We start from the raw sequence: 24,526 nt of genomic DNA on the forward strand, positions 1-24,526 counted from the left end.
GGGGAGTGATTGATAGATTGATGAGCGGCGGTGGGTCGCTGGGCAGCGCTCGCCCTCCCGGAGGTTCCCCGGTCGCGGTCCCCGACGTACGCCACTGACCGTGAGGAGACCCGATGCCCGAGCCGACCGCCACGACCGCCGCGCCCGGTCTGCGGCGCGGGCTCCTCGGCGGGCTGGCCGCCTACCTGCTGTGGGGATTCTTCCCGCTCTACTGGCCGTTGTTGTCCCGCGCGGGTGCCGTCGAGATCCTGGCCCAGCGGGTGGTCTGGTCCCTGGTCTTCGGCCTGCTCGGGTGCCTGCTGCTGCGCCGGAGGTTCTGGCGGGGGCTGGACGGGCCGCGCGCCTGGGCCACCCTGCTCGGCGCCGGGGTGCTGATCAGCGTCAACTGGGGCACCTACATCTGGGCGGTCAACAACGGCCATGTGCTCGACGCGGCGCTGGGCTACTACATCAACCCCATCCTGTCGATCCTGCTCGGCGTGGTGTTCCTGAAGGAACGGCTCTCCCGCCTGCAGTGGCTGGCGGTGGGCCTCGCTGCGATCGCCGTTATCGTTCTCACCATGGAGGTCGGCGGCCTGCCGTGGGCGGCGCTGGCCATCTCGGTCTCCTTCGGCCTCTACGGGCTGCTGAAGAAGTCCGTCCGGATCGACGCCCTCTCCGGGATGGTCGTCGAGGGCCTGGGTATCAGTGTCGTCGCCGTCGCCTTCCTCGGCTGGCTGCAGACGAGTGGGCACAGCAGTTTCACCGCGTACGGCCCCTGCACACCTTCCTCCTGGTCGCCTCGGGTCTGGTCACCCTGGTGCCGCTGCTGTTCTTCGCCGACGCCGCCCAGCGGCTACCGCTCACGGCGCTGGGGTTGCTCCAGTACCTGGCGCCGACGATGCAGTTCCTGATCGGCTGGCTGGTCCGCGGCGAGTCGATGTCCCCAGGCCGGTGGGCGGGCTTCCTGCTGGTCTGGATCTCGGTGGTGATCATCAGCACGGAGGCGCTGGTCGCCTGGCGTCGGCTCAACCGGGTACGCCGCAGGGCCGCGACTACGATCGGCTCATGACTGTTGAGGAGACGCCCGTCGTCCTGGACCTGACCGCTGTGGACGCCGCGGTCCCCGCCCGCACCGACTTCTACCGGCATGTGAACGGCAGTTGGCTCGACCAGGCGGTCATCCCCGATGACAAGCCGCTCACCGGCGCCTTCAGCGATCTGCGGGACCGCTCCGAGGAGGCCGTCCGCGACATCATCACCGGTCTGGGAGACGCTCTCGAGGACCATGAGGGTCCCCAGACCGACGCGGACCGGATCGCCGGCCTCTACGCGAGCTTCATGGACACGGCGACGATCGACCGGCTCGGCACCGACCCGTTGCAGGAGGAACTGGCGGCGATCGAGGCCGTGTCGGACGTCGACGATCTGGTCGACCTGCTCGGAAGCAACAGCCGCCGGGGGCTCGGCACCTTGCTGTACGGCGGGGTCGACGCCGACCCCGGGGATCCCGAGGCGTACGCCCTGTTCGTCGGTCAGGGCGGACTCGGACTGCCGGACGAGGAGTACTACCGGCTCGACCAGTACGCCGACATCCGCGCCGCGTACGTCGACCACATGGAACGGATGTTCGGGTTGGCCGAGTTGGCCGAGCCGCGTGTCCAGGCGGAGGCGGTGCTCGCGCTCGAGACGGCGATCGCGGCCTGCCACTGGGACAAGGTCCGGCGTCGCGAAATGGTCGCCTCGTACAACCCGATCGAGATCCGCTCCTTGGTAGACCGCGTCGCGGCGATCAACCCGTCCGTCGACCTGCGCCGCTACCTCGGTGCCCTGGGAGTCGACCTCGACAAGGTCACCACCCTGATCGAGTCGCAGCCGTCGTTCCTCGACGACGTCGCCCCGCTGCTGGTCACCGACCGGCTGCCCGCGTGGCGCTCCTGGGCCCGCTGGCGGCTGCTGCTCGGCACGGCTGCGTACCTGCCCGAGGCGTTCACGGCCGAGAACTTCGCCTTCTACGGCACCACCCTGTCCGGCACCCCGACGATCAAGCCCCGCTGGAAGCGCGGTGTCGCCCTCGTCGAGGGGTGCGTCGGTGAGGCGGTCGGGCGGCTGTACGTGGAGCAGTACTTCCCACCGGCGGCGAAGGAGCGCTGCGACGAACTCGTCGGCAACCTCCTCGAGGCCTACCGGCGCTCGATCAGTGCGCTGGACTGGATGACCGACTCGACCCGGACCGAAGCCCTGGCGAAGCTCGCCAAGTTCACCCCCAAGATCGGTTACCCGGGCAAGTGGATCGACTACTCCAAGCTCTCGATCCGCGCGGACGACCTGATCGGGAACGTACGGAGGACCGCCGAGTTCGAGACGCAGCGCGAGCTGGACAAGCTCGGGGCCCGATCGACCCCGAGGAGTGGTTCATGACTCCGCAGACGGTCAACGCCTACTACCACCCGCTGCGCAACGAGATCGTCTTCCCGGCCGCGATCCTGCAGCCGCCCTTCTTCCACCCGGAGGCGGACGATGCCGTCAACTACGGCGGCATCGGCGCGGTGATCGGCCACGAGATCGGCCACGGCTTCGATGACCAGGGCTCGACCTGTGACGGCGACGGGCGGCTGCGGAACTGGTGGACCGACGAGGACCGCGAGGCCTTCACCGACCGTACGAAGGCGCTGATCGAGCAGTACAACGGGCTCTCGCCGGAGGGAGCCGACGGGCTGACCGTCAACGGCGCCCTCACCATCGGGGAGAACATCGGCGATCTCGGCGGGGTGTCCATCGCGTACGCCGCCTGGCGCATCGCCCTGACCGATCCGGACACCGGCGACGTGGCGGAACCGTCGCCGATCGACGGGCTGACCGGTGCGGAGCGGTTCTTCATGAACTTCGCCCGGATCTGGCAGCAGAAGACCCGCCCCGAGATGGTCCGGCAGCGGCTGGCCACCGACCCGCACTCCCCCTCGGAGTTCCGCTGCAACCAGACCCTGAAGAACGTCGATGCCTTCCACGCGACGTTCGCCACGCAGGCCGGTGACGCGATGTGGCTCGCCCCCGAGGAGCGCGTCCGGATCTGGTGAGGTCCGCGGGCCCGGCGGGCCCTCTGCCGCATCGGCTCGGGGCCCCGGCCGATGTCTGACCCCTGTTCTAGCGTGGGGGTCATGGACGAGGGCAACGCACCACCGCTGCCGGGCCTGCCGGACTGGCCCGAGATGACGACCGTGCCGCCGGCGCGTCCGGTGGCCGAGGGCGCCACCCTGCTCACCGACGGCGTGATGGTCACCCTGGGCGGGACATCGATGGGGACCCGATCGCGGTCACCGCCGGCTACGGCCTGCCCGAGGACCCCTGCGACCACATCGGCCAACTCGCCGAGATCGAGGCCCTCGCCCGCTTCGCCGACATCCGCCGCCTCGCCCTGGTCGCCGACCTCGTCGAGGCCGCCCCGCCCGTCGGGCGCGAACGCCGCCTCCCCCTGGGCGGGGACGGCACCCCCGCGGTGCCCGAGTTCCTCCACCTCGAGGTCGGCGGCGCGCTCGCCCTCGCCCCCGACCGGGCCAAACTCCTGATCGGCGACGCCCTGGACCTGAAATGGCGCCACCCCCGCCTGTGGAACCAGATGATCCACGCCCGCCTACCCGTCTGGCGCGCCCAACACGTCGCCCGCCGCTGCCACCACCTGCCCGCCAGCACCGCCCTGTGGATCGACGACCGGATCGGTGACGTCCTGCCCGGCCTGTCCTGGGCCCGCGCCCAACGCCTCCTCGACGGCGAGATCACCGCCGCCGACCCCGCCACCGCCGAGAAGGACGCCGCCGCCCGCGACCGGCGCCGCGTCGACCTCTTCCCCCGCCCCGGCAGCGGCGCCGCCACCGGCATGTTCGCGATCCTCGACACCACCGACGCCGCCCAACTCGACCAGACCCTGGCCGTCATGGCCGCCCGCCTCGCCGAGACCGGCGACACCACCGACCTCGACACCCGCCGCGCCCGCGCGCTGGGCCTGCTCGCCCGCGGCCACCACCCCGACCAGACCCCGCTGGTCCACCTCTACGTCCACACCACCCCCGACGCGACCCTCGCCCGCGTCGAGGACCACGGACCCCTCGGCCCCACCGGCCTGGCCCACCTCCTCCAGGGCTGCCGGGTCCGCTACACCCGCGTCATCGACCACGCCGACACCCTGCCCGTCGACGCCTACGAGGTCCCCGACCGGATGCGCGAACAACTCATCCTCACCCAACCCGTCGACATCGCCCCCTACGGCACCCTCACCGCCCGCCGCGCCGACGCCGACCACACCATCCCCTGGGACCGCGGCGGCCCGACCGCCCTGCCCAACCTCGGCCCCCTCTCCCGCACCGCCCACCGCGCCCGCACCCACGGCGGCTACCACCTCACCCAACCCGTCCCCGGCCAATGGCACTGGCACACCCCCGCGGCCAACACTTCATCGTCACCAACCACGGCACCATCCGACTCCGACAATGAAGACGAAGACCCCCGCACCACCGAGCAGGTGATGGGGGTCTTCGGGGACGTCTCGTGGACTCGCGGCCGAGGGCTTCAGACCGAGCGGGTCACCACCGTGTCGCAGAGTTCGCTCAGCGCCTCGCGGGCCATGCCCTCGGGCAGGACGGCGAGATGGGCACGAGCCACCTCGGCGCGGCGCGCCACCTCGGCGCGGGCCTTCTCGATCACCTCGTGCTCACGCAGCCGCCGCAGGGTTTCGGCGAGAGTGGCGTCGTCGGTCAGGTCGCCCTCGACCAGCCTGAGCAGGTCGCGGGACTCCGCATCGTCGTAGTCGGCGAGCATCAGGGTCGGCAGGGTCGCCACCCCTTCGCGCAGATCGGTGCCGGGCGTCTTGCCGGTGGACTCCGAGGTGATGTCGATGATGTCGTCGCTGAGCTGGAAGACCACACCCAGTTCCTCACCGAAGCCGGCGAGGGCCTCGATCTGGTCGGCCGGCAGGCCGGCCACCATGCCGCCGAACATCGCCGATGAGGCGATCAGGGAACCCGTCTTGTCGGCCACCACCGCGAGGTAGGCCCCGACGGCGTCCTGGTCCTCGGCGGGGCCGAGGGTCTCCGCGATCTGTCCCTGCACCAGCCGGGAGAAGGTCCTGGCCTGCAACCGGACGAAATCGACGCCGAGATCGGCCACGATGTCGGAGGCCCGGGCGAACAGGTAGTCACCGACGAGGATCGCGACGCTGTTGTCCCAGACGCTGTTGGCACTGGGGGCGCCGCGGCGCATGTCCGCCTCGTCCATCACGTCGTCGTGGTAGAGGCTGGCCACGTGGGTCAGCTCCATGACGAGCGCGGCGCGCGTCAGGTCCTCCGCCGACCGGGGCGTGCCGAGGGCGGAGGCGAGGATGACGAGCAGCGGACGGAACCGCTTGCCGCCGGCGGCGATGACGTGCCGGGCCGCTTCGGTGACGAACGGCATCTTGCCGGTCGCAGCGGTGGCGAGAGCGGTCTCGATCACATCGAGCCGCTCCCGCACGTACGCTTCGAAAGCATCCCGGGTCTGCGGGGTGGAGATGGGGTCACAAGGCTCACATCATACTCACACGCAGGAACTCACCGGCACCGTGGAAGAAGCCCATCGCGGGCCGGGGATGATGCCCAGCACCACGGTCGCCACCAGCCCGAGGACGACCACGACCAGGGTGGCCGCGGAGGTGTCGGTGACCTCAGGTCCCTCGACGGGCTCGCGGAAGAACATGATCGCGATGACCCGCAGGTAGTAGACGGCCGCCACCAGGCTGAGCAGCACGCCGACCAGGGCCAGCCAGCCCCAGCCACCCTGGAAGGCGGCCGCGAAGGCCGCCCACTTGCCCATGAAGCCGGCGGTCAGCGGGATGCCCGCGAAGCTGAGCATGAACACCGCCATCACCGTCGCGAAGACCGGGTTCTTCCGGCCGATACCGGCCCATCCGGACAGCTGGGTCACCTCGGCGCCGTTGTCGCGGACCATGGTGACCATCGCGAAGGCGGGGATCGTCGCCACACCGTAGGTGAGCAGGTAGAACGAGGTGGCCGACACCGAGGTCAGCCCGCTCATCCCGTTCGCCGCCTGCGCGGCACCGGCCACGGCCACCAGGAGGTAGCCGGCGTGGGTGATCGACGAGTAGGCGAGCAGGCGCTTGATGTCGGTCTGGGCCAGGCCGATGACGGCACCGATCAGCATGGTGAGGATGGCCGCGACGGCCAGCACCGGCTGCCAGTCCCAGCGCTCGGCGCCGAGGCCCACGTACAGCACCCGCATCAGACCGCCGACGGCGGCGATCTTCGTGCAGACCGCCATGAAGGCGGTGACGGGCGTCGGTGCGCCGGTGTAGACGTCGGGGACCCAGCTCTGGAACGGCGCGATGCCGACCTTGAAGAGCAGGCCGACCAGCATCATCAGCAGACCGGCGATCAGCACCCCCTCCGACAGACTGCTCTGGCCGACCATGACGTCGATCACCGCCAACTGGAAGGACCCCGCGTACGCGAAGACCAGGGCGATGCCGAACAGGAAGAACGCCGAGGAGAGCGCGCCGAGCAGGAAGTACTTCATCGCGGCTTCCTGGCTGAGCAGCCGGCGCCGACGCGCCAGTCCCGAGAGCAGGTACAGCGGAAGGGACATGATCTCCAGCGCGACGAACATCATCATCAGGTTGTCCGCGGCGAGGAACAGCATCATGCCGGTGAGCGAGAACAGCAGGAGGGTGAAGACCTCACTGTGCTCGTGGCGCGCCTCACCCGCCGCCTTCTCGTCGAGCGAGCCGGGGATCGCGGCACCGGACGGGGTGAAGGCGCTCACCCCCCGGTACACCTCCCGCTCGGCGAAGAGCAGGACCGAGAGCACGCCGAACAGCGCCAGCAGCATCCACAGGCCGAGGGCCGGCCGGTCGACCATCACCATCAGGGTCTGGTCCCCGGCGAGCATGCCGGACGAGGGCGCGGCGTACATGACGACCGACGAGGCGAACGCCAGGGCGAGCACGACGATCGACAGCCCCAGCTGAGTCCCCCAGCGGGATCGCCGCGGGAGGACGGCCTCCGCGAGCAGGCTGAGCGAAGCGCCGGTGAAGACGATCACCACGGGAAGGATCGCGGTCAGCAGACCCGCGTAGTTGATGCTGGTGTTCATCAGTTCTTGCCCTCCGGGATCTGCGGCTTGGGTTCGGAGATCCCGACGCTCTGCATCGCCGTCACCGTCTGGGCCCCTTGGGGCTCAGCCAGCTTCAGCGCGGGGCGTGGGAAGAAACCGAGCACGAGGATGATCGCGAGCAGCGGGACGACGGCCACCCGCTCGCGCAGGGTGAGGTCGGCATGGACCGTACGGGTCACCTGTTCGGTCACCGGACCGGTCATCGTGCGCTGGTAGACCGCCATCACGTACACCGCGGACAGCAGCAGCGCCACAGCCGCGAAGGCGGCGAGCCAGCGGTACTTGCTGAACGTCCCGGCCAGCACCATGAACTCCGAGACGAAGCTCGACAGCCCCGGCAGGGCCAGCGCCGACAGACCGGAGACCAGCAGGAACCCGGCCATCACCGGGGCCACCTTCTGGACACCGCCGAACGCGGCGATATCCGCCGACCCACGCCGCTTCACCATGTAGCCGACGACGAGGAACAGCGCCGCCGTCGAGAGGCCGTGGTTGAACATGTAGAAGATCGACCCGGAGATGCCCGAGGTGGTCATCGCGAAGATGCCCAGCACCATGAAGCCGAAGTGGCTCACCGAGGTGAACGCGACGAACCGCATCAGGTTGCGCTGCCCGATCGCCGCGACGGCACCGTAGATGATCGAGATCAGCGCCAGCACCAGCACCAGGGGCGTCGCCCACACGCTGGCCTCCGGGAAGAGCCCGAGGCAGAAGCGCAGCATCCCGAAGGTGCCGATCTTGTCCAGCACCGACACCATCAGGGTCGCGCTGCCGGGGTTCGAGGCCTCGGCGGCGTCGGCCAGCCAGGTGTGCACCGGCACCATCGGCGCCTTCACCGCGAACGCGATGAAGAATCCGGCGAACAGCCACTTACCGACCGGCGTGTTGAACAGGCCGGAGGCGGCGGCCGGCTGCAGCGACTGCAGCGCGTACGTCGGCTGGCCGACCCCGGCCTGGACCGCGTAGACCCCGATCACGGAGACCAGCATGACCAGACCACCGGCGAGCGAGAACAGCAGGAACTTCATCGCCGCCGCGCTGCGCTTGTGGGCCCCGAAGCCGCCGATCAGGAAGTACATCGGGATCAGCGTGGCTTCGAAGAAGAGGTAGAAGAGCAGTACGTCGGTGGCCATGAACACATAGAGGGAGAGACCCTCCAGCAGCAGCGCGAGGCCGAAGAAGGACTGCGAGGTCCACCGGCCGGCGTTGGCATCCGGGTCGTCCCACACCGCGATCAGCACGACCGGGACGAGGATGGCGGTGAGCAGCACCATCAGCAGGCCCATGCCGTCGACGCCGAGGGAGTAGGAGGCCCCGATGGCCGGGATCCAGGACTGCGTCTCAACCAACTGCAGGCCGGCGGTGCCGGTGTCGAAGCGGAACGCGACCACCACGGCGACCACCAGGGTCACCAGGGCGAAGGCGAGCCCGACCGTACGGGCCAGCGGGCCCTTGATGAAGACCAGTGTGAGCGCACCGATCAGTGGCAGCACCGCGAGCACGGTGAGCCAGGGGAACGTCGTCATGTGATTTCTCCTCGTGTCAGGCCAGCCGGCCCAGGATCAGCACGACGGCGATGAGGACGGAGCCCGCCACCATCGTCAACGCGTACGAACGGACGTAGCCGGTCTGGACCCGCTTGAAGAGCTGGCCGAGGCCGCCGAAGGCGGTGCCGGTGCCGTTGGCGACGGCGTCGATGCCGTGGTCGTCGACAGCCATCACAGCCGTCACGACGCCGTTGCCGGTGTTGGTGAACGCGGCGGCGTTGATCGTGTCGCCGTAGAGGTCGTTGCGGCCGATCCGGGTCATGACGGACACGTTCTCCGGGGCGCGGTCGGGGACGTCCTCGCGGAACAGCCACCAGCCGAGGGCCACGCCCGCCGCGACCACCAGAATGGTCAGCCCGCCGATCAGGGTGAAGTGGAACAGCCCGGTGGGCTCCACCTCGCCGTTCACGGCCGGGGCCAGGAAGCGGCCGATCCAGTTGTTCATCAGCAGGCCGCCGATCACCGACAGCGCGGCGAGCACCACCAGCGGCACCCACATCACCATCGGCGACTCGTGCGGGTGCACCTCGTCACGCCAGCGCTTCTCGCCGAAGAAGGTCATCATCATCAGCCGGGTCATGTAGAAGCCGGTCACCCCGGCGCCGAACAGCGCCAGCACACCGACGACCGGGTTGAAGGCGAACGCCGCCTCGATGATGTGGTCCTTCGAGTAGAAGCCGGCGAAGAACGGGAAGCCGATGATCGCCAGGTAGCCCATCGCGAAGGTCAGGAAGGTGATCCGCATCGCCTTCGCCAGGCCACCGTAGTGGCGCATGTTGACGTCGTCGTTCATGCCGTGCATGACCGACCCCGCCCCGAGGAACATGTTGGCCTTGAAGAAGCCGTGGGTCAGCAGGTGGAAGATGGCGAACGCGTAGCCGGCCGGGCCGATACCCGCGGCGAGCATCATGTAGCCGATCTGCGACATCGTCGAGCCGGCCAGGACCTTCTTGATGTCGTCCTTCGCGCTACCGATCCAGGCACCCGCCAGCAGCGTGACGGTGCCGACGATCACCACGATCGTCGAGGCCACCTGTGACATCGCGTAGATGGAGCCGGAGCGGACGACCAGGTAGACACCGGCGGTGACCATCGTCGCGGCGTGGATCAGCGCGGAGACGGGGGTCGGGCCCTCCATGGCGTCCAGCAGCCAGGCCTGCAGCGGGACCTGCGCGGACTTCGCGCAGGCGCCGACCAGCAACAGGACCCCGAGCAGGGTCGCGATCGCCGGGGTCATCTTCGGCGAGCCGGCGTTCACCGCGTCGAACGAGGTCGACCCGAAGAGGGCGATCATCAGCATCAGCGCGATGGACATTCCGACGTCACCGACGCGGTTCATCACGAACGCCTTGGTCGCGGCCTTCGCGGCGCTCGGACGGTGCTGCCAGAAGCCGATCAGCAGGTAGGACGACAGGCCGACACCCTCCCAGCCGAAGAACAGCAACAGGTAGTTGTCCGCCAGCACCAGGATCAGCATCGCCGTGACGAAGAGGTTCAGGTAGGCGAAGAACCGGCGCCGGTTGGGATCGTGCGCCATGTAGCCGATCGAGTAGACGTGGATCAGCGACCCGACACCCGTGATCAACAGGGCGAACAGGATCGACAGTTGGTCGATCCGTAGCCCGAAGCTCGCGGTCCAGGAGCCGGCGTTGATCCACTCGTAGAACGGCGCGCTGACCACGCGCTGGTCCGTGGGCCGCAGCAGCATCTCGGCGAAGAGGCAGGCCGCGATCGCGAAGGACCAGATCGGCATCGCGGTCGCGAGGTAGTGGCCCCAGCGGTCGGTGACCCGACCGAGGACGAGCAGCAGCAGGGCACCGAGCGCGGGGGCGGCGATCATCGTCCAGCCCCAGGTGAACATGCCCACAGCCGGGACCGAGGCGATCACTTCTTGCGGAATCATCGGCGCGCCCCTCAGAACTTCAGCAGGTTGGCGTCGTCGACCGAGGCCGACCGACGCGTACGGAAAATGGACACGATGATCGCGAGGCCGACGACGACTTCACAGGCCGCCACCACCATCACGAACAGGGCACCGACCTGGCCGTCGAGGACGCCCCAGTAGTGGGAGAACGTGACCAGCAGCAGGTTGGCGCTGTTGAGCATCAGCTCGATCGACATGAACGCGACGATGGCGTTGCGGCGCAGCATCACGCCGGCGGCGCCGATGACGAACAGCAGCGCTGCCAGGATGAGGTAGTTGTTCGGGCTCATCGTTGTTCGGTCCCCTCCGCGGAATCGGTCCCGGTGCCCGCCGATGCGGCGGTCTCCAACTGCTCACGATCGGCTCGCGCGGCCGCGACCGTCCGGCCACCGACGGCGTCGGTGGCTTGCGGCTCGATCGCGGCGAGGCTCTCCCGCACCGGGTCGGCCAGGGTGTCACCCTGCAGCATCACGCCCCGCAGCTTCAGGGTCCGCGAGACGGAGGGCTCGGAGACCGAACCGTCCGGCAGCAGGGCGGGGGCGTCGACGCCGTTGTGGCGGGCGAAGACACCGGAGGCCGGCAGACCGCCGGGGTGGGCGCCGGTCCTGGCGTACGCCTGCATCCGCTCGCGCGACTGCTCGGGCTGGGACTTCTTCGGCGTCGTACGCTCCCGGTGCGCCAGCACCATCGCACCGATGGTCGCGATCAGCAGCAGGGCGGCCGCCGCCTCGAACACCAGCACGTACGGGCCGAAGAGCAGGGCGGCGATGCCCTGCGCGTTACCGATCGAGTTCGCATCAGCCAGCCCGCGGGGCGCACCGCCCACGGCGTGACCGATCCCGACGACGACCAGGACCAGCAGCGCGAGCGCGGCCAGCGCCGCCAGCACCCGCTGCCCCTTGATCGTCTCGACGATCGAGTCGGTGGTGTCGACACCGACCAACATCACGACGAAGAGGAACAGCATCATGATCGCGCCGGTGTAGACGATGATCTGCACGGCCAGCAGGAAGGGCGAGTCGAGGGCGCCGTACTGGATGGCGAGCGCGATCATCACGAACGCCATGAACAGCGCCGAGTGCACCGGCTTGCGTGACAGCACGATGCCGAGGGCGCCCAGCACCATCAGCGGCGCGAGCAACCAGAAGGCCACCGCTTGGGCGGTCACCAGGGTGATCATCGTTCGACTCCCTTGCTCTGCGTCGGCTCGGCCTCGAGGGCCGGATCCGACGGCATGCTGTAGTCCGGGTGGAACTGCTTGCGCATCTCCTTGCGCGCCTCGGACCCGGCACGGATCCACGGCGTGCCCACTGGGCGTGCCTCAGACTCGTCGACGTACGTGTCCTGGTGGCCCTCCGGCATCCGGGTGTCCGGAACACCGGTGTCGGGCAGGCCGAGGAAGTAGGCCCGCTCGGTGTCGCCGAGCCGGCGCGGGTGCGGCGGCTGCTCCATGCCGGGCAGCAGCGGGGCGAGCAACTGGTCCTTCTCGAGGATCATCGCCTCCCGCGTGGTGTCGGCCAGCTCGAACTCGTTCGTCATCGTCAGCGCCCGGGTGGGGCAGGCCTCGATGCAGAACCCGCACAGGATGCAGCGCAGGTAGTTGATCTGGTAGACGGCGCCGTAGCGCTCACCCGGGGAGTACCGCGCCTCCTCGGTGTTGTCCGCGCCTTCGACGTAGATCGCGTCGGCCGGGCAGGCCCATGCGCACAGCTCGCAGCCCACGCACTTCTCCAGCCCGTCCGGCCACCGGTTGAGCTGGTGCCGCCCGTGGTAGCGCGGCATGATCATCGCCGGCCGCTCGGGGTACATCCGGGCCTGGTCGCCCTTCACCTGGGTCTTCCGGAACAGGGTGGAGAACGTCACCCCGAACCCGGCAACAGGATTCACCATCAGGAATCAGCCCTTCGCTGGGAGTCGGACGTTTCGGACAGGGCCGGGCCGGTCGGTTCGTCCGCCGCCGAGCTGACCACGTCCACCAGGCCGGGGACCTGCTGGTCCCCATCGGCGGGACGGGGTAGCCACCGGCGTACGGATCGAACTCCGCCGGCTCCTCCTCGGTCTGCGGGGCTTCCTGCGGGCCGCCGAAGAGCAGCAGCGCGATCAGCGCCGCGGCCACGACGATGGCCGCGATCCAGAAGCCGCGGCTGCCGATCCAGCCGTCGGCCACGCCGACGCGGAAGACCGCGACGAGCATCGTCCAGCCGAGGGAGACCGGGATGAGCCACTTCCAGCCGAGGCGCATCAGCTGGTCGTACCGGATCCGCGGGACGGTCGCCCGGGTCCAGATGAACAGGAACATGAAGAAGTACGCCTTGAGCAGGAACCACACCGGCCCCAGCCACGGGTTGTTCAGCACACCGATGTTGTTGAACGGCCAGATGGGCAGGTAGCCACCCATGAACAGCGTCGTCGCCACGCACGACACCATGAACATGTTGATGTACTCGGACAGGAAGAACAGCGCGTACGTCATGCCGGAGTACTCCGTCATGTAGCCCGACCCCAGCTCGCCCTCGGCCTCGGGGAGGTCGAACGGCTGGCGGTTGGTCTCGGCGAACATCGAGATGACGTAGATGATGAACGACGGGATGAGGAGCAGGAAGTACCAGCCCATCGACCCGGCCCACACCACGGAGCCGAACTGCAGTGGCTTCGCCTGCGCCAGGACGATCTCGCTGGTGGACAGCGTCCCGGCGTAGAGGAAGACCGACACCAGCGACAGACCCATGGCGATCTCGTAGGAGATCATCGACGCGGTCGAGCGCAGACCACCGAGCAGGGCGTACGTGGACGAGGACGACCAACCGGCCAGCACCACGCCGTAGACCGCGACCGAGGTCAGCGCCAGGTAGAGCAGCACCGCGGCCGGGGTGTCCACCAGCTGCAGCTGGGTCGTGACCCCGAACATCTTCACCGTGCCGCCGAAGGGGATCAGCGAGAAGGTGCCGAAGGCGACCACCGTCATGATGAACGGCGCCAGCTTGAAGACGAATCGATCCGCCAGCTTCGGCGTCACGTCCTCCTTGAACAGCAGCTTGAGGCCGTCGCCGAGGGCCTGGATCAGGCCGAACGGACCGGCGAAGTTCGGCCCGATGCGCTGCTGCATGCGACCCAGCGTGCGGCGCTCCAGCCAGACGTTGAAGATCGTCGCGAGCAGGATGAACACGAACCAGATGACGACCTTGATGATCACCAACCACACCGGGTCGTGACCGAACAGGTCCAGGTTCTGCGGGATCATGCCATGCCTCCAGTCGAGTCGTCGGAGCGAGCAATCGAGTCGGCGAGGAGTCGGACCCGGTCACCGGCGCCGACACCGAGGGCCTCTGCCGGAGACAGCCCGGGCGCGTTGCGAGGCACCCACACGACGTCGTCGACCATCGAGGCCTCGACCACCAGCGGGTAGCGCAGTTCTGCTCCGCCGGCCTGCAGGGCCACGGTCTCACCGGCGCCGATCCGCTCCGCGGTCGCGGCCGAGACACGGGCCACCGGGAGGGGCCCGGTCCCGGCGAGGTAGGGCTCGCCGTCCTGTCCACGACCGGCGTCCAGCAGGGTGCGCCAGGTGGCGAGCACGACGTCGCCCTCCTGGGCGGTCGGCGCGGGGGCGGCGGTGGTGGCCGGAGCGGCGGCTCGCTGACCCTCCCAGCGGCCGAGCTGGTCGAGCTCGGCCCAGGCGGCGTCGGCGTCCGGGATGCCGAGGTCGGCCCCCAGCCCGTCGGCGAGGGCGACCAGGATGCGCAGGTCGTCGACCACGGTCCGCGGCGAGACGACCTGGGCGATCGGGCGCTCCCGGCCCTCCCAGTTCAGGAAGGTGCCGCGGCGCTCCTCGAACAGGCTCACCGGGAAGACGACGTCCGCCCGAGCGGTCACCTCGGACAGGCGCTGCTCCAGGCTGATCACGAAGCCGGCGTTCTCCAGGCCGAGGCGAGCAGCCGCGGGGTTGCGGAAGTCGGTCGGCTCCACGCCGCCGATCACCAGGGCCTGGATCCGTCCCTCGGCCGCGGCGGCGAGGATCGCGTCGGCGTCCAGGCCGGCCTGGGTCGGCAACTCGTCGATCTCCCACGCTGCGCGGACGTCGACCAGCGCCTCGGCGGCGTCGGCCGGACGACCACCGGGCAACAGGTTCGGCAGCAGACCGGCCTCGAGGGCCCCCCGCTCCCCCGCCCGACGCGGGATCCAGGCGATCCGCGCGCCCGTACGCTCCGCCAGACCAAGAACGGCGCTGAGGGTGCCGGCATCGGCACCGGCCCGCTCGCCGACGAGGATCACCCCGGCACCGCCGAGGTCGACCTCGTCACCGAGCCCGTCGAGGCGGGCGGCCTCGCCACCCGGCACCGTCGGGACCAGCGTGGCACCCAGCTTCACCGACCCGTTGCTGAGGAAGGGAGCGACGGTGAAGACCCGCAGCTTCTTCTTGCGCCAGGCCTTGCGCAGGCGCAGGAACACGATCGGCGACTCGTCCTCCGGCTCGAAGCCGACCAGCAGCACACCGGAGGCCTTCTCCAGGTCGGTGTACGTCACCGACTCCTGGAGCGACCGGCCGGCCACCGCGTGGGCCAGGAAGCCGGCCTCCTCGGCACTGTGCGGGCGGGACCGGAAGTCCACGTTGTTGGTGCCCAGGGCGACCCGGGCGAACTTGGACCACGCGTACGCGTCCTCCAGGGTGACCCGGCCGCCGGGCAGCAGGCCGACGTTGCGGCCAGCGGCGCGCAGGCCCTCGACGGCCGCATTGACGGCCTCTGGCCAGGAGGCGGGACGCAGGACACCGTCCTCGCGGATCAGCGGGTGGGTGAGCCGGTCGTCGCCGCGTCCGGAGACGAAGGCGAAGCGGCCCTTGTCGCAGTTCCACTCCTCGTTGACGTCCGGATCGTCTCCGGCGTAGCGGCGCATGACCTCGTTGCGGCGGTGGTCGACCCGCAGTTCGCAGCCGGCCGCGCAGTGCTCACACGTCGTCATCGTCGACACCAGGTCGAACGGGCGGGCGCGGAAGCGGTAGGCGGTGCTGGTCAGGGCCCCCACCGGGCAGATCTGGATGACGTTGCCCGAGAAGTAGGAGTTGAACGGCTGCTCGCGGTAGATCGCGACCTGCTCCACGGCACCACGCTCGGCCAGATCGATGAACGCGTCGCCGGCGATCTGGTCGGCGAACCGGGTGCACCGGGAGCAGAGCACGCAGCGATCACGGTCGAGCAGGATCTCGGTGGAGATCGGGATCGGCTTGGGGTAGGTCCGCTTCACGTCGTTGAACCGGGTGTCGGCGTTGCCGACCATCACGGCCTGGTTCTGCAGCGGACACTCGCCGCCCTTGTCGCAGATGGGGCAGTCGAGCGGGTGGTTGATCAGCAGGAACTCGTTGATCCCGTTCTGCGCCTTGGCGGCGACCGGCGAGGTCATCTGCGTCTTGATCACCTGGCCCGGCATCACGGTGGTGGTGCACGACGCCTGCGGCTTCGGCATCGGACGCCCGCGGCCGTCGTCGCTGATCTCCACCAGGCACTGACGGCAGGCACCGACCGGGTCGAGCAGCGGGTGGTCACAGAAGCGCGGGACGGGGTGACCGATCATCTCGGCGGCGCGGATGATCAACGTGCCCTTGGGGACGTTGACCTCGACGCCGTCGATCGTCACGGTGATCAGGTCGGCCGGGTCCATCTCGGCGATCTGGCGCGACAGCGGGTTACGGTTCAGCGCCAGCGCGGCGTCCGCCGTGTTGGTGTTGGCGCCGCCCGACATCAGGGCGCCACCCTGCGGGTCACCGGCCGGGGTGGCGAGCTTCTCGGCTTCCTTCGTCGTCTCACTCATGCGGTGGCTCCGCTCTCGGCAGCGACGCCCGGGCGGTACCAGGCGGTCGTCTTCTCGTACGGGAACAGCTCCCAGGCGGGGGTGTGCAGGCCCGCCTCGAACTCGGATCGGAAGTGATGGATCATCGACTTCACGATCGTGGCGGTGCCGTCGGCCAGGGCACAGAAGGACCGGCCGGCGATGTTGTCGGCGAGGTCCAGCAGCTTCTCGACGTCGCCCTCCTCGCCCTTGCCGGCCTCGAGCCGCGCGAGGATCTGGACGAGCCACCACGAACCCTCACGGCACGGGGTGCACTTGCCGCAGGACTCGTGCTTGTAGAACTCGACGTAGCGGGCGCAGGCGCGGACCGCCGAGGTGGTCTCGTCGAAGCACTGCAGGGCCTTGGTGCCCAGGCCGGCGCCGGCCTTCGCCGGGCCGTCGTAGTCGAGCGGCACGTCGAGGTGTTCGGCGGTCAGGACGCCGAGCGAGGAGCCGCCGGGGGTCCAGAACTTCAGCTCGTGCCCGTGCCGGATCCCGCCGGCGAGGTCGAGCAGCTGGCGCAGCGTGATGCCCATCGGGGCCTCGAACTGACCAGGGTTGGCCACATGGCCGGACAGCGAGTACAGGGTGAAACCGCGCGAGCTCTCCGGACCCATCGAGGTGAACCAGTCGACGCCCTTCGACACGATGGACGGCACCGTGGCGATCGTCTCGACGTTGTTGATCACCGTCGGGGAGGCGTAGAGGCCTGCGACCGCCGGGAACGGCGGCTTCAGGCGCGGCTGGCCGCGCCGCCCCTCGAGGGAGTCGAGCAGGGCCGTCTCCTCGCCGCAGATGTAGGCACCGGCACCGGCGTGCACGGTGACCTCGAGGTCGAAGTCGGTGCCGAGGATGCCCTTGCCGAGGTAGCCCGCGGAATAGGCCTCGCGGACCGCCTGCTGCATCCGGCGGATGACGTGCAGCACCTCACCACGGATGTAGACGAACGCGTGGTGGCAACCCACCGCGTACGAGCTGATGATGATGCCCTCCAGCAGCGTGTGCGGGGAGGCCATCACCAGCGGGATGTCCTTGCAGGTGCCCGGCTCGGACTCGTCGCAGTTGACGACCAGGTAGACCGGGTTGGGGTTGTCCTTGGGCAGGAAGCTCCACTTCACACCCGCGGGGAAGCCCGCGCCGCCACGGCCGCGCAGGTTGGAGGCCTTGACCTGGCCGGCGATGTCGGCCGGCGCCTGCTCCAGGGCCGTCCGCAGCGCGGAGTAGCCACCGGTGCGCTCGTAGTTGGTGAGCTTCCAGGCCCGCTCATCGCCCCAGTTGGCGCTGAGGACCGGGGTCAGCATGTCGGTCACTTGCCCTCCTCCTCGGCTGCCACGCCCGGCAGGTCCGCCGGGTCGGGGGCCTGCCAGCCATTGCGCTCGGCGATCTTCAGCCCGAGCAGGGACTGCGGTCCGGCGGCCGGACCCTCGTCCGCCCGCCCGTCGGGGAACCCGGCGAGGACGCGCTCGGCCTCGCGCCACGAGGTGATGGTGGCGCCACGGGGAGAGACCACCACCTCGTCGTGACGCAGCTTCTCGACCAGCTCGACGGCCTTGCGGGGCGTCATCGTGTCGAAGAACTCCCAGTTGACCATCACCACCGGCCCGTAGTCACAGGCCGCGTTGCACTCCACGTGCTCGAGGCTGATCATGCCGTCCTCGGTCGTCTCGTCGTTGCCGATGCCGAGGTGGTCGTGCAGGGCGGCGGCGATCTCGTCACCGCCGAGGATGGCGCACAGCGAGGTGGTGCAGACACCGATGTGGTGCTTGCCCATCGGCTTGCGCTTGTACATCGTGTAGAAGGTGGCGACGCCGTTCACCTCGGCCGGGGTGAGACCGGTGACCTGCGCGCAGGCCTCGATCGCCGCCGGGGTGATGCGCCCCTCCACGCTCTGCACCAGGTGCAACATCGGCAGCAGCGCGGAGCGCTTCTGCGGGTAGCGGGACGCCAGCTCCTCCATCTCCGCGATGGTGTCAGCACCGATCAAGGTCTCCGCGGTGGTGTCGAAGTCGACACCACCGGTGTGGTCGAAATGGCTCCGGAAACCGCTCATCGGTCGACTCCTCCCATCACGGGGTCCAGGCTGGCGCCGGCGACGGAGACGTCGGAGAGCATGGCGCCCTTCGCCAGGACCGGGAAAGCTTGCAGGTTGACGAAGCTGGGGTCGCGGAAGTGCGCGCGGTACGGCCGGGTGCCGCCGTCGGAGACGACGTGCGCGCCCAGCTCGCCCTTCGGGCTCTCCACCGGGATGTACACCTGGCCCGGCGGGACACGGAACCCTTCGGTGACCAGCTTGAAGTGGTGGATCAGCGACTCCATCGACTCCCCCATGATGTGGCGGATGTGCTCGTTGGAGTTGCCCTGGCCGTCCGGCCCCACGGTGAGCTGCGAGGGCCAGGCGATCTTCGGGTCGGCGACCATGACGGGCTGCCCGTCCAGCTTCTCCAGCCGGTCGATGGCCTGGTCGACGATCTTCAGCGACTCGAACATCTCGTCACGGCGGACCACGAACCGGGCGTACGCGTCGCAGCCGTCGTCGGTGATGACGTCGAAGTCGTACGTCTCGTAGCCGCAGTAGGGCTGCTTCTTGCGCAGGTCCCAGTCGAGGCCGGTGGCGCGCAGCGGCGGTCCGGAGGTCCCCAGAGCCATGCAGGTCGACAGGTCGAGGAAACCGATGCCGTTGTCGAGCCGGGCCCGGAAGATCGGGTTGTCGTCACACAGCAGGCCGACCTCGGGCAGGTGCGCGTGCAGCCAGGCCGACATCTCCCGCAGCTTCGGGATCGCGCCCGCCGGCAGGTCGTTGGCGACCCCACCGGGCCGGACGAAGCCGTTGTTCATCCGCAGGCCGGTGATCATCTCGATCATGTCGAAGATGACCTCGCGCTCGCGGAAGGCGACGGTCATCACCGTGGTGGCGCCCATCTCGTTGCCGGTCGTGCCGATGGCGACGAGGTGGTTGATGATGCGGTTCATCTCCATCAGGAGGACCCGCATCACGGTGGCCTTCTCCGGGATGGCGTCCTCGATGCCGAGCAGCCGCTCGACGCCGAGGCAGTACGACACCTCCTGGTAGAAGGGCGTCAGGTAGTCCATCCGGGTGCACAGGGTGACACCCTGGGCCCAGGTGCGGAACTCCATGGACTTCTCGATGCCGGTGTGGAGGTAGCCGATACCGACCCGGCAGTCGGTCACCGTCTCGCCGTCGAGCTCCAGGATCAGCCGCAGCACGCCGTGGGTCGACGGGTGCTGGGGGCCCATGTTGACCACGATGGTCTCGTCGCCCCGCTCGGCCTGGGCCTCCGCGATGTCTTCCCAGTCCCCGCCGTCGGCGTAGTAGACGGCGTCGACGTCCGGGTCACCGGACTGGCGGAACGGGTCCTCGCCGGCCGCGGTCGTGTCGTCGAGGATGTCCTCGTCGTGGAATTCGGTGCTGCTCATGAGTTGTAGTCCCTCCGCTCGTGGACCGGGGAGTTCGTCGCGCCGTGGAACTCGATCGGGATGCCGCCCAGCGGGTAGTCCTTGCGCTGGGGGTGGCCGGGCCAGTCGTCCGGCATCTCGATGCGGGTGAGCGCGGGATGGCCGTCGAACACGATCCCGAAGAAGTCGTACGTCTCCCGCTCGTGCCAGTCGGCCGTCGGGTACGTCGCCACCACCGAGGGGATGTGCGGGTCGGCGTCGGGGCAGCTGACCTCGAGCCGGATCCGCCGGTTGTGCGTCATCGACAGCAGGTGGTAGACGGCGTGCAGTTCGGCGCCGCGGTCCGTCGGGTAGTGCACGCCCGACACGCTGGAGCACCACTCGAACCGCAGCATCGGGTCGTCGCGCAGCACCCGGGCGACCTCGGCGATGTGCTCGCGCGCGATGAACAGGGTGATCTCGCCGCGGTCGATGAGGACCTTGCGGATCGCGGCCGCCGGGTCAGCGACCCCGGCACGCAGCCGCTCGACCGCATCGTCGTACCAGCCGCCGTACGGCGGACGGCTCCCCTGCGGCATCTCGACGTACCACGTCATGTCGTTGTAGCCGGAGACGTCGGAGGTGGTCGACGCGTGGAACAGACCCTGGCGGACGTCGAGGACCTCACGCGCCTCGCCGGGGCCCTGCCGGTCCTCGGGGAGGGCGGGGACGTTCTCTTCACTCATCGCAGCAAGCCCTTCTGCTCGGCGAGGGGCGAGGCGACCAGCTGACGGGCCTCGCGGGCGATCGCGGCGTCACGCTCGTCGGCACCGATCGGTGCGTTCTGGACGATGGTGCGCAGCTTCATGATGCCGTCGATCAGCATCTCCGGCCGCGGCGGACAGCCGGGGACGTAGACGTCGACGGGGACGATGTGGTCGACACCCTGCACCAGCGCATAGTTGTTGAACATGCCGCCGGAGGAGGCGCAGACGCCCATCGAGAGAACGCGCTTGGGCTCGGCCATCTGGTCGTAGATCTGACGCACGACCGGAGCGAACTTCTGACTCACCCGGCCCGCGACGATCATCAGGTCGGCCTGACGCGGCGAGGCCCGGAAGACCTCCTGGCCCCACCGACCGGCGTCGTGCGGGGTGGCCCCGAACGACATCATCTCGATCGCGCAGCAGGCCAGGCCGAAGGTGGCCGGCCAGAAGGACGCCTTGCGCGCCCAGCCGAACAGCTGTTCGGCGGTGGTCAGCAGGATCCCCTGCGGGATCTTGTCCTCGAGACCCATATCAGCACCTCACAATTCGGCGACGGTCGGACGGAGTGGTCTGTGTCAGTCCCACTCCAGGCCCCCGCGCCGCCACTCGTAGACGTAGGCCAGGAACACCAGGCCGATGAAGATGAGCATCTGCACCAGGGCGAAGGACCGCAGCCCCGGGTTGTTCAGGGAGACGGCCCACGGGTAGAGGAAGACCACCTCGATGTCGAAGATGATGAAGAGCATCGCGGTGATGTAGTACTTCACCGGGAACCGGCCACCACCGATGGGCTGGGGCGTGGGCTCGATGCCACACTCGTACGAATCGGACTTGACCCGGTTGTACCGGGACGGCCCGATGATCGCTGACACCAGGGCGACGGTCGCCATCACGGCGCCCATCACCAGCATCAGGATCAACGGAAGGTACATGTTCATCGGCAGGTCCTTTCCTGTGCCGTGTCCATCCTCGCAGCCCTCTCTGTCATCGCTGTCGTCGCCCCGGGCCGAATGTACTCAGACCGACGGGGCGATCGTCACGAGGGTGTTGATCACGCGATCGAAGGCGTCTCCGTCGCGCTGGTCGGTGAGCCCGGCCAACAACTTGTGCACCAGTCGCATCAGGGTGCGACGTGGCAGTCCGTGGTGCACGGCGATCCGCATCACCGTCGGATGGCCGATCAGCTGGGCGAAGACCGCGCCGAGACGGTAGTACTTGCCCAGTTCGTCCTTCATCAGCAGCGGGTAACCCTGCAGCGCGCGCTCGGCCGAGGAGGTGCCGAAGCCACGGGACTTCGCGTCGACGATCACCCCGGCGGCCACCCGGCCGGCCTGCATCGCCGAGTCGATCCCCTCGCCGTTGAACGGGTTGACCATGCCGCCGGCATCACCGACGAGCAGCAGCCCGTCGCGGTAGTGCGGCTTGCGGTTGAAGGCCATCGGCAGCGCCATGCCCTTGATCGGGACCTGCAGGTTCTCCGGCCGGAACCCCCACTCCTCGGGCGTGTTCTCCAGCCAGGTCCGCATCATCCGGCGATAGTCGGTCTTCGCGAACGCGGGCGAGGTGTTGAGCATGCCCAGCCCGACGTTGACCGAGCCGTCCCCCATCGGGAAGGCCCAGCCGTAGCCGGGCAGCAGGTTGGAGGCCCCGGGCTCGCCGTCCCACAGCTCGAGCCACGACTCCATGTACTCCTCGTCGTGACGCGGTGAGGTGACGTACGAGCGGACGGCGACACCCATCGGCCGCTTCTCGTCGCGCTGGATCCCCATCGCCACCGCGAGGCGCGAGGAGGTGCCGTCGGCGGCGACGACGACGGGGGCCCGGAAGGTCCGGCCGTCCTTGGTGCGTACGCCGACGATGCGCCCGGCCTGCAGGACCGGGTCGGTGACATGGGCACCCTCGATCAGGTGGGCACCGCGGGCCACCGCGTGCCGGGCGAGGATCTCGTCCAGTTCAGTGCGGCGCCGGGTCATGCCGTAGTGAGGGAAGTCGGCCAGCTCGGGCCAATCCATGGTGAACGGGCGTCCGTTCCCGCCGTAGACGCGCAGGCCCCTGTTGTGCACCCAGCCGGCATCCTCGGAGGTGTCGATGCCGAGACGCACGATCTCCTTGACCGCGCGGGGGGTGAGGCCGTCACCGCAGATCTTGTCGCGCGGGAAGGTCGACTTCTCCAGCAGCGCGACGTCCAGGCCGAGGGCGGCCAGGTGGGCGGCGGTCGTGGACCCCCGGGTCCCGCGCCGACGACGACGACATCGTACGAACCGGCCTCGTGCGAAGCCGACAGTCCCCCGCGGCGTTCGGTGCTGCCTCGCTGGCGGGGACATGGACACACTCCTGTGAGGTCGGGCCATCCGGCTCGCGCGGAGCTTTTGGCCCTGCGACATGCCGAGTCTACGACTCTCTCCGTGCTGGAGCTAACCCCCACTATTGGGCATCCCCCCTTGTCGGAGCACTGTTGAGAGTTTCATTACCGCAACGATGATGTGGCGTTATTCTTTCGTGACTCAGCTGGCGGGCGTCTCCGGACGAGCACTGCGGGTAGGCGCCGACGGGCTACAGTGCCGGGGTGACGCTGCCCGCCTCGCTCCCCGCCGTCCCCCGTCTGCGCGCGATCACCACCACGATCGACGATCCGGGGCCACTGCAGGACTTCCTGCCGCCGCACGGCGCCAGCGCGTGGTTCCACCGGGAGGACGGCGTGATCGGGCTCGGCGTCGCGGCCCGCTGCGACGTCGCCTCGCTGGCGCAGGCCGATGCCTGGTGGCGAGCGGTGGTCGCTGCTATGCCCGAGGAGTCGAGGGCTGACGATCTCCCGTCGGGCGTGGGGCCGCTGGCCTTCGGCTCGTTCGCCTTCGACGCCACCCACACGCATCGCACGTCGGTGTTGGTGGTCCCCGAGGTCGTCCTCGGCAGTCGCGACGGTCACCACTGGATGACCCGGATCGCCCTCGCCGACCGGCCGCTGCCCTCGGCCGCCCTTCCCCCGCGGACGCAGTCCCCCGTGGGGCCGGGGCCGGTGGCCTGGTCCGACGGCGCGATGTCCGGCCCGGACTGGGAGGAGACCGTGGCGACCGCGGTGCGTCGGATCGCCGACGGTCGACTGCAGAAGGTTGTCCTCGCCCGCGACGTCGTCGCCAGCACCCGCTCCGTGATCGACCCCCGCTGGCTGGTCGCCCGCCTCGCCCCCCGCTATCCCCGCTGCTGGACGTTCTGGGTCGACGACATGGTCGGGGCGACGCCGGAGATGTTGGTCCGGGTGGACCAAGGCCTGGTCACCTCCCGCGTGCTCGCGGGCACCATCTGGCGCGGGGCGATGGGTCCGAAGCGGCGCACCACCGGGGAGACCGGCCGCCGCAGCGCGGAGGACACGCTGTCGTCCAGCGCGATCGCCGAGGTGCTCTCCCAGTCCGAGAAGAACCTCGGCGAGCACACCCTGGCCGTCGAGTCCGTGGCCCGGGCCCTGGCCCCGCACTGCACCAGCATGAACGTCCCCGAGACGCCGTACGTCCTCGAACTGCCCAACGTCATGCACCTGGCCACCGACGTGAATGCCGCGGTGCGCCCCGGGACCACCGCCCTCGCCCTGGCGGCGGCCCTGCACCCCAGCGCCGCCGTCTGCGGCACCCCGACCGACGTCGCCCGCGCCACGATCGCCGAGATCGAGGGCCTGGACCGGGGTCGCTACTCCGGCCCGGTCGGCTGGATCGACTCCCACGGCAACGGTGAGTGGGCCATCGCGCTGCGCTGCGGCAGGCTGCTGCCTGATGGGCGGTCGATGCAGCTGTTCGCCGGCTGCGGGATCGTCGCGGACTCCGAACCGGCCAACGAGCTGGGCGAGTCGAACGCGAAGCTGGTCCCGATGCGGGACGCCCTCGAGGAGCAACGGGACTGAGCGGCGCCCCCTGGGTCGGTGCAGGGTCGGTGACCGATAATTTCGT

At 69.4% G+C, this 24,526-nt stretch carries 16 protein-coding genes and 4 pseudogenes; 4 read left to right on the forward strand and 16 right to left on the reverse strand.

Annotation, left to right across the window (positions count from 1 at the left end):
• The first annotated feature begins 113 nt into the window (after window positions 1–113).
• The 3 genes and pseudogenes from rarD to Rai3103_RS02860 all read left to right on the forward strand — a co-directional run bounded on the left by rarD (window position 114) and on the right by Rai3103_RS02860 (window position 3,056).
• Window positions 114–893 (forward strand): EamA family transporter RarD, encoded by a 780-nt coding sequence (gene rarD, locus Rai3103_RS02855; protein WP_228489117.1) that lies wholly within the window; start codon window positions 114–116, stop codon window positions 891–893.
• Window positions 800–1,051: an EamA family transporter gene (locus Rai3103_RS17365; protein WP_239022380.1), complete on the forward strand. Its 252-nt coding sequence runs from the start codon at window positions 800–802 to the stop codon at window positions 1,049–1,051. The genes rarD and Rai3103_RS17365 overlap by 94 nt, the downstream gene beginning before the upstream one ends.
• Window positions 1,048–3,056: pseudogene (locus Rai3103_RS02860) on the forward strand (M13 family metallopeptidase). The gene Rai3103_RS17365 and the pseudogene Rai3103_RS02860 overlap by 4 nt, the downstream one beginning before the upstream one ends.
• A gap of 1,486 nt (window positions 3,057–4,542) precedes the next feature.
• On the opposite strand, the gene Rai3103_RS02865 reads toward Rai3103_RS02860, so the two are convergent.
• The 16 genes and pseudogenes from Rai3103_RS02865 to Rai3103_RS02940 all read right to left on the reverse strand — a co-directional run bounded on the left by Rai3103_RS02865 (window position 4,543) and on the right by Rai3103_RS02940 (window position 22,872).
• A complete protein-coding gene (locus Rai3103_RS02865; RefSeq protein ID WP_422396031.1) occupies window positions 4,543–5,520 on the reverse strand; it encodes a polyprenyl synthetase family protein in 978 nt (325 codons plus the stop codon).
• A gap of 24 nt (window positions 5,521–5,544) precedes the next feature.
• The gene (nuoN, locus tag Rai3103_RS02870; RefSeq protein ID WP_153571317.1) at window positions 5,545–7,116 is read right to left on the reverse strand and encodes an NADH-quinone oxidoreductase subunit NuoN; all 1,572 of its coding nucleotides are present in this window, start codon (window positions 7,114–7,116) and stop codon (window positions 5,545–5,547) included.
• Window positions 7,116–8,663, reverse strand: coding sequence for an NADH-quinone oxidoreductase subunit M (locus Rai3103_RS02875; RefSeq protein ID WP_153571318.1), 1,548 nt, complete (start codon window positions 8,661–8,663; stop codon window positions 7,116–7,118). The genes nuoN and Rai3103_RS02875 overlap by 1 nt, the downstream gene beginning before the upstream one ends.
• Before the next feature lie 16 nt (window positions 8,664–8,679).
• Window positions 8,680–10,587: an NADH-quinone oxidoreductase subunit L gene (nuoL, locus tag Rai3103_RS02880; RefSeq protein ID WP_153571319.1), complete on the reverse strand. Its 1,908-nt coding sequence runs from the start codon at window positions 10,585–10,587 to the stop codon at window positions 8,680–8,682.
• An 11-nt stretch (window positions 10,588–10,598) separates the two neighbouring features.
• Complete coding sequence (gene nuoK, locus Rai3103_RS02885) at window positions 10,599–10,898, reverse strand: NADH-quinone oxidoreductase subunit NuoK (RefSeq protein WP_153571320.1); 300 nt, start codon at window positions 10,896–10,898, stop codon at window positions 10,599–10,601.
• Complete coding sequence (locus Rai3103_RS02890) at window positions 10,895–11,788, reverse strand: NADH-quinone oxidoreductase subunit J (RefSeq protein WP_153571321.1); 894 nt, start codon at window positions 11,786–11,788, stop codon at window positions 10,895–10,897. The genes nuoK and Rai3103_RS02890 overlap by 4 nt, the downstream gene beginning before the upstream one ends.
• Before the next feature lie 182 nt (window positions 11,789–11,970).
• A pseudogene (gene nuoI / locus Rai3103_RS02895) lies at window positions 11,971–12,495 on the reverse strand (NADH-quinone oxidoreductase subunit NuoI); the annotation flags it as partial.
• Between the two features lie 151 nt (window positions 12,496–12,646).
• Window positions 12,647–13,849: pseudogene (nuoH, locus tag Rai3103_RS02900) on the reverse strand (NADH-quinone oxidoreductase subunit NuoH); the annotation flags it as partial.
• Window positions 13,846–16,269 carry an NADH-quinone oxidoreductase subunit G gene (locus Rai3103_RS02905; RefSeq protein WP_422396032.1) on the reverse strand — a complete coding sequence of 808 codons (2,424 nt, stop codon included), beginning with the start codon at window positions 16,267–16,269 and terminating at the stop codon, window positions 13,846–13,848. The gene Rai3103_RS02905 and the pseudogene nuoH, both read right to left, overlap by 4 nt.
• A 137-nt stretch (window positions 16,270–16,406) precedes the next feature.
• Complete coding sequence (nuoF, locus tag Rai3103_RS02910; RefSeq protein WP_153571322.1) at window positions 16,407–17,738, reverse strand: NADH-quinone oxidoreductase subunit NuoF; 1,332 nt, start codon at window positions 17,736–17,738, stop codon at window positions 16,407–16,409.
• On the reverse strand, window positions 17,735–18,478 hold the full coding sequence (gene nuoE / locus Rai3103_RS02915; protein ID WP_153571323.1) for an NADH-quinone oxidoreductase subunit NuoE: 744 nt from the start codon (window positions 18,476–18,478) through the stop codon (window positions 17,735–17,737). Before nuoE ends, nuoF begins: the two co-directional genes overlap by 4 nt.
• A complete protein-coding gene (locus Rai3103_RS02920) occupies window positions 18,475–19,863 on the reverse strand; it encodes an NADH-quinone oxidoreductase subunit D (RefSeq protein ID WP_153571324.1) in 1,389 nt (462 codons plus the stop codon). Before Rai3103_RS02920 ends, nuoE begins: the two co-directional genes overlap by 4 nt.
• Window positions 19,860–20,567 (reverse strand): NADH-quinone oxidoreductase subunit C, encoded by a 708-nt coding sequence (locus Rai3103_RS02925; protein WP_153571325.1) that lies wholly within the window; start codon window positions 20,565–20,567, stop codon window positions 19,860–19,862. Before Rai3103_RS02925 ends, Rai3103_RS02920 begins: the two co-directional genes overlap by 4 nt.
• Complete coding sequence (locus Rai3103_RS02930) at window positions 20,564–21,118, reverse strand: NuoB/complex I 20 kDa subunit family protein (protein ID WP_153571326.1); 555 nt, start codon at window positions 21,116–21,118, stop codon at window positions 20,564–20,566. Before Rai3103_RS02930 ends, Rai3103_RS02925 begins: the two co-directional genes overlap by 4 nt.
• Before the next feature lie 45 nt (window positions 21,119–21,163).
• Complete coding sequence (locus tag Rai3103_RS02935; RefSeq protein WP_153571327.1) at window positions 21,164–21,526, reverse strand: NADH-quinone oxidoreductase subunit A; 363 nt, start codon at window positions 21,524–21,526, stop codon at window positions 21,164–21,166.
• A 78-nt stretch (window positions 21,527–21,604) separates the two neighbouring features.
• Window positions 21,605–22,872: pseudogene (locus tag Rai3103_RS02940) on the reverse strand (NAD(P)/FAD-dependent oxidoreductase).
• A gap of 282 nt (window positions 22,873–23,154) precedes the next feature.
• Here Rai3103_RS02940 and Rai3103_RS02945 point away from each other — a divergent pair.
• Window positions 23,155–24,480 carry an isochorismate synthase gene (locus tag Rai3103_RS02945; protein ID WP_153571328.1) on the forward strand — a complete coding sequence of 442 codons (1,326 nt, stop codon included), beginning with the start codon at window positions 23,155–23,157 and terminating at the stop codon, window positions 24,478–24,480.
• The last annotated feature ends 46 nt before the right edge of the window (window positions 24,481–24,526 follow it).

Origin of the sequence: Raineyella fluvialis, assembly GCF_009646095.1 — a bacterium.
In the GTDB taxonomy this organism is placed as follows: Bacteria; Actinomycetota; Actinomycetes; order Propionibacteriales; family Propionibacteriaceae; genus Raineyella; species Raineyella fluvialis.

Excerpts from the sequence above, each read along its gene's own strand:
- rarD (WP_228489117.1), top strand. The coding sequence starts at position 114 with ATGCCCGAGCCGACCGCCACGACCGCCGCGCCCGGTCTGCGGCGCGGG.
- nuoN (WP_153571317.1), bottom strand. The coding sequence starts at position 7,116 with ATGAACACCAGCATCAACTACGCGGGTCTGCTGACCGCGATCCTTCCC.
- Rai3103_RS02875 (WP_153571318.1), bottom strand. The coding sequence starts at position 8,663 with ATGACGACGTTCCCCTGGCTCACCGTGCTCGCGGTGCTGCCACTGATC.
- nuoL (WP_153571319.1), bottom strand. The coding sequence starts at position 10,587 with ATGATTCCGCAAGAAGTGATCGCCTCGGTCCCGGCTGTGGGCATGTTC.
- nuoK (WP_153571320.1), bottom strand. The coding sequence starts at position 10,898 with ATGAGCCCGAACAACTACCTCATCCTGGCAGCGCTGCTGTTCGTCATC.
- Rai3103_RS02890 (WP_153571321.1), bottom strand. The coding sequence starts at position 11,788 with ATGATCACCCTGGTGACCGCCCAAGCGGTGGCCTTCTGGTTGCTCGCG.
- nuoE (WP_153571323.1), bottom strand. The coding sequence starts at position 18,478 with ATGAGCGGTTTCCGGAGCCATTTCGACCACACCGGTGGTGTCGACTTC.
- Rai3103_RS02920 (WP_153571324.1), bottom strand. The coding sequence starts at position 19,863 with ATGAGCAGCACCGAATTCCACGACGAGGACATCCTCGACGACACGACC.
- Rai3103_RS02925 (WP_153571325.1), bottom strand. The coding sequence starts at position 20,567 with ATGAGTGAAGAGAACGTCCCCGCCCTCCCCGAGGACCGGCAGGGCCCC.
- Rai3103_RS02930 (WP_153571326.1), bottom strand. The coding sequence starts at position 21,118 with ATGGGTCTCGAGGACAAGATCCCGCAGGGGATCCTGCTGACCACCGCC.
- Rai3103_RS02935 (WP_153571327.1), bottom strand. The coding sequence starts at position 21,526 with ATGAACATGTACCTTCCGTTGATCCTGATGCTGGTGATGGGCGCCGTG.